At 37.7% G+C, this 4,334-nt stretch carries 4 protein-coding genes; all 4 read right to left on the reverse strand.

Annotation, left to right across the window (positions count from 1 at the left end; genetic code table 11):
- Window positions 1-232: 232 nt before the first annotated feature.
- From ACFIJ9_RS01240 to ACFIJ9_RS01255, 4 genes are read right to left on the reverse strand one after another with little or no spacing between them, the layout of a single operon-like run.
- The gene (locus ACFIJ9_RS01240; protein WP_375635474.1) at window positions 233-991 is read right to left on the reverse strand and encodes a type IV secretion system protein; all 759 of its coding nucleotides are present in this window, start codon (window positions 989-991) and stop codon (window positions 233-235) included.
- Window positions 988-3,459: a VirB4 family type IV secretion/conjugal transfer ATPase gene (locus tag ACFIJ9_RS01245; protein ID WP_375635475.1), complete on the reverse strand. Its 2,472-nt coding sequence runs from the start codon at window positions 3,457-3,459 to the stop codon at window positions 988-990. The genes ACFIJ9_RS01240 and ACFIJ9_RS01245 overlap by 4 nt, the downstream gene beginning before the upstream one ends.
- Before the next feature lie 2 nt (window positions 3,460-3,461).
- Entirely contained in the window at window positions 3,462-3,770 is a 309-nt protein-coding gene (locus tag ACFIJ9_RS01250; RefSeq protein WP_015857019.1) for a type IV secretion system protein VirB3, read from the reverse strand.
- Window positions 3,771-3,782: 12 nt separating this feature from the next.
- Window positions 3,783-4,094, reverse strand: a complete 312-nt coding sequence (locus ACFIJ9_RS01255) for a conjugal transfer protein (RefSeq protein ID WP_375635476.1) — start codon at window positions 4,092-4,094, stop codon at window positions 3,783-3,785.
- Window positions 4,095-4,334 lie beyond the last annotated feature (240 nt).

Below are 4,334 nucleotides of genomic sequence, written 5' to 3' on the forward strand. Positions count from 1 at the left end.
GATCAATTTTATTGAAAAGTTGCGTGAACACTGTAAAGTTCATGGAATTCCTCTTTAACGAATTTTCAACTTTTTATATGATTTTTAAGCATTTTTCGTTGAGTTTTTTAGGATAGAATTAAATTTCGTAGATCTTTTCAGTCTATGAGAGAGAACTGAATATCACGCACTAACCTTTGCTTTTTACGAGCATATAGGAAAAATAATACACGAAATATTGTTATAAAAAGCCTTATCTAATAAATTTTATGGTAGGCATTTTCGTGTTTTTACTATTCAAAATTTTTATGTTATGTTTGTCCTTCTGCTGTTTGATAAGTGTATATTCAGCATTGCGTAAATGTGTGACCATTTGTAGTTTTGCTGTTTCATTTTGTAGCATAGCGAGCATTCCAATTATATGTGCTTGTAACTCAGCAATACTTTTTAGATCTTTTGTTGTCTTGATTTCGTTTAATAGTTCTTCAATTTGCTGAAAACGATTATTTGCTTCTTCAAAAGTCTTTAGACTTACGGCTTTATCAGTGATGGCTGCATATTGGCTACGCTTGTTGATAAAACTGCTAGATTCATGGACAGAGATAGGAATTTCTTCTTCTTTTAAAATATTTTTAAGTGATGTAGTTAGAGCAGAAGATTTATTTCTATTGTAGAGCGTCTCCGGATTTTTGAGGAAAAAACTGCTGTGATCTGTTTGTGCATTTTTAAGTTTTTTAGTGTCGAACTTTTGGTTTCCCGTTATAGACTCCTGTATCTTTTTTACTTCCTCAAGTTGTTTTTTTAGTGTTTCGAGAAGTGGGTCAGCTGGCGCTTCCTTTTGTTGTGGAGGTTCTTTAGGCGTTGTTTCACGTGACTTTCCAAAAAAATTGGGCCACGTCGTTGGAACTGTTGCTGACAAATCTGCCGCTCCAGCGCCAAAAGTCCAAGCCATGGCTGGGTCTGAAATCCCTAAAGTTATTACAACTACTATTGGAATGAGCTTTTTTTTCATGTTTCCCTCCTGTCATTTTTTGCGTGCTGTAAGAAAATTGGTAACCATATTGCCGGATCATCACCAACTTCCGCGATAATGCTTTCGGCTAATTCTGCGTTATCTGGTGTACCTGATAACACCAAGAGCTCGTCACTAAAGTCGTGTTCGATGGTTTTTCCACCGCTTGTCAGATGGAATTTACCAAGATTCAGTTCTGCAAGCGCAGATTGATCACCCTGCTTAATGAGGAATTGGCGACTAAACTCACCAAGTCCTTTAACGAGTTCAAATTCTGTATCTGTTAGTTTAAAGCCTTTTGTATAATCTTCATAGTTTGCCTTGGGGTTGGCTAGAAAAATGTAAGTCGCACACTGTTGAATGAGTGTTTTGGCAATATTACTTTCCAAGGCATCGCCAGGCTCTTGTGTTGCGTAAACAAAAATACCATTTTGTTTACGGATAGTCTTTTGCTTATTTTTCGCCAAATCTTCAAAGTACGGATCTTGCAAAGGCTTCCAAAACTCATCAAAGATATACATAAATCGCTGTCCGCTAATCATGCCTTCGGTGCGGTAAAGCAAATACATCATCACTGGGGTGCGAGTTTCAAAATTATCTAAAAATTCCGTGATATCAAATCCGTAAATTTGATGTGTTGAGAGATCAAGAGCATCATGGGGATTATCAAATAACCATCCATAATCACCACCTTCACACCATTTTAGTAAGCGAGCATGAACAGATGGGTGAGCATTATAATCACTTAAACGTGGATTTGGTAAAAATTGTATCAGAAAGGACAAACGACGGAGTGATTGGTCAATGTTACTGCTCATAACAGACATAACCGCTTTGTTAATTTCTTCCTCGTCGTGATGCGTGACCTCACCACCAGCTTCTGCCAATTTTTTAACAAATTGTTTCAGAAAAATCAGATTTTCTTGTGTGGGTGGGAGTTGGAAAGGATTGAAACCACTTTTCTTGCCTGGCTTGAATGTTAAATATTTTCCACCCATCGCTCGAATGGCAATTTCCATACCACGATCTTTATCAAAAACAACCGTTGTCGGCTTAAATTTTTGTGCTTGTGCTACCAAAAAGCCGAGTAACACGGTTTTACCGGAACCAGATTGTCCGATAAGTGCGGTATTACCGAGCAAACGTTTATCTGTTGAGTCCTCTTCAAGTTTGGAGGCATGAAAGTTGAAATAAAGCGGTGTTTTACTGGTTGTTTTAAGAATTGTGACGGCTGGACCCCACGGGTTGCCAGTGGGTTTTCCTGACATAAAATTATGAAAAGATGAAAATGACAAAAAGTTCAATGATGTAATCGGAGCAGGACGTGGTCTCCATTTCCAATTGCCAGGAAGTTGTGCCCAATAGCCAGCCTCTATCGCTAAGTCTACAGGTTTGGGCAGTACCGCAACGTCTAGTAATGCTGCACTTGCTTTAGCCATATGGTCGCGAACTTGTTGAATTGTATCACCATAGATAGTCAATGTGCAGTGATGTTCTCCCATGACAAAATGCCCGCTAATAAGCTGGTTTAGTGCTTCGTCAATTTGTTCAATTTGGCTCGTTGCCACATCTCGTGCATCAATAAGGTTACGCTGATGCCGTTGTAAATAGTCTTTAGCAGCATGTCGGGAGAGCACCGAAAAGCTCTGCGTCAATACGAACTCGAAGTCACTTTCCAACAAAACATTTAATTGTCCTGGTTTGGTTGTTGCATCATATTCTTTAATTTCCAGCATTCCAAATCGACGCATTCCACTGGTTGTTCGCAATTCACCAAGAGCACCCCATTTTGAGAAAAAAGGCCGATTGATAGACATATAGTCAGAAAAACGGTCATGGCAAATTGGCATGGGGCGATATTCACCATTGACAAGCATTCCAAGGAACTCAAGTGCAGAAGAATAAGCATGCCCATTTTTTTCATAAGCACCAAGAAGTTCTGCACCGTAACGGTTTAAAGATTGGCCTAAAGTACGATTGATGTCATTGAGTTCTTTGATACATGAGTCTTGTCGCATCTTTTTTTGATCAAGCGTTTCACGTTCATGTTGAGAAAAGAACGACATAATTTTATCCGCTATCGGTTGAAAAATGACAGTCAGATATAAATCATTGACCATCAAATTATAACCAGTAAAGCTTTGCCGATATTTTTCATCAAGTTGATAGCAAAACATTTGATCAAATGTTGAATCAGGATATTCATAAACACGGCGACGCACGATATGTGTCCAAAATGATAAATTGGCTGATGCAATACCCCGTAGAGTATTATTAAGCTCTTTTGTCCATTGAAAAATATCTTCTTCTGAAGCGCTTTGATGTGAACGCCCGTCAATCTTCCAAATCGATAAATATTCCGCATTTTTAGTAGAGATAATCGTATCTGTAATATGATGTGAATAAGGCAGAAACAGGCTTACAGGTGTCTCTGATGCAAGGCGTTTGCTACTTTCAACAGCTGTCATGTTTATCTCCTTTTACTATAATCAGAGGGACTATAACTTGATGCGCCCCAAAAACCTTTGTTGCGATTGCGAAATTTAGTATCGATCCATAACCACCAGATACGAAACGCCTTATCATCGTTTTTAGTAATTTGCACCATAATGAACCATAATGGAGGTGCTATAATCCACAAAAAGATACTTACTGTCATAGCAATAACAGCGACCCCCATAACCATAACGATAAATGGCATCATGGGGACACCCCATATAGTTGGAACACGTGTTGCTCCTTTGAATAGGGGGAATTCTTTTTGTTCTTGTGATTTCATAGAGTGCTCTTGTCAGTAGAGGTGAAATAATATGTGGCTAATATAAAAGGCTGCACCAGCAATAATGACACTGAAGGCCCATCGTATAAATGTAGCTCTTGCGATGATGCGAAATATATAAATAAGCAAAAGTAATAAAAGAATAATGATGGCGACGATAGGAATAAGTATACTTAATCCATATTGCATTCCTATGAAGGCATCCAAGCTCTCAGTTTCCGTCTGAGCATATGCAGATTGCGTTATTAATAACATCATTGAAGTGATAATAATAACATTAATCCTGTTGTACGTCTTCGCTTGAAACGTGTTTGATTGTTTCATATCCTTTATCCCCTTTTAATTAAAATTGCTATAAATAATATTCCTTTTTTCAGTATGGCTACATTATTACTGGTACACACCTATAATCGATGGATATTGAAAACATTACGTATTATACTGATTCATGAATTACCTTTCAATAGTATTGAAGTAAGTTTGGTTGTAGAGGGCACGATAATAATACTGATTGTCTATCGTATAAACGTATCGTGTTGTATTGTTTGTAATTAATGCTATTAT

Origin of the sequence: Bartonella sp. MR90HLJMH (genome assembly GCF_042194115.1) — a bacterium.
Taxonomy (GTDB): domain Bacteria; phylum Pseudomonadota; class Alphaproteobacteria; order Rhizobiales; family Rhizobiaceae; genus Bartonella; species Bartonella grahamii.

What these genes read in the sequence shown, in the direction of transcription:
- ACFIJ9_RS01255 (WP_375635476.1), bottom strand. Translation starts at nt 4,094, where the DNA reads ATGAAACAATCAAACACGTTTCAAGCGAAGACGTACAACAGGATTAAT.
- ACFIJ9_RS01250 (WP_015857019.1), bottom strand. Translation starts at nt 3,770, where the DNA reads ATGAAATCACAAGAACAAAAAGAATTCCCCCTATTCAAAGGAGCAACA.
- ACFIJ9_RS01245 (WP_375635475.1), bottom strand. Translation starts at nt 3,459, where the DNA reads ATGACAGCTGTTGAAAGTAGCAAACGCCTTGCATCAGAGACACCTGTA.
- ACFIJ9_RS01240 (WP_375635474.1), bottom strand. Translation starts at nt 991, where the DNA reads ATGAAAAAAAAGCTCATTCCAATAGTAGTTGTAATAACTTTAGGGATT.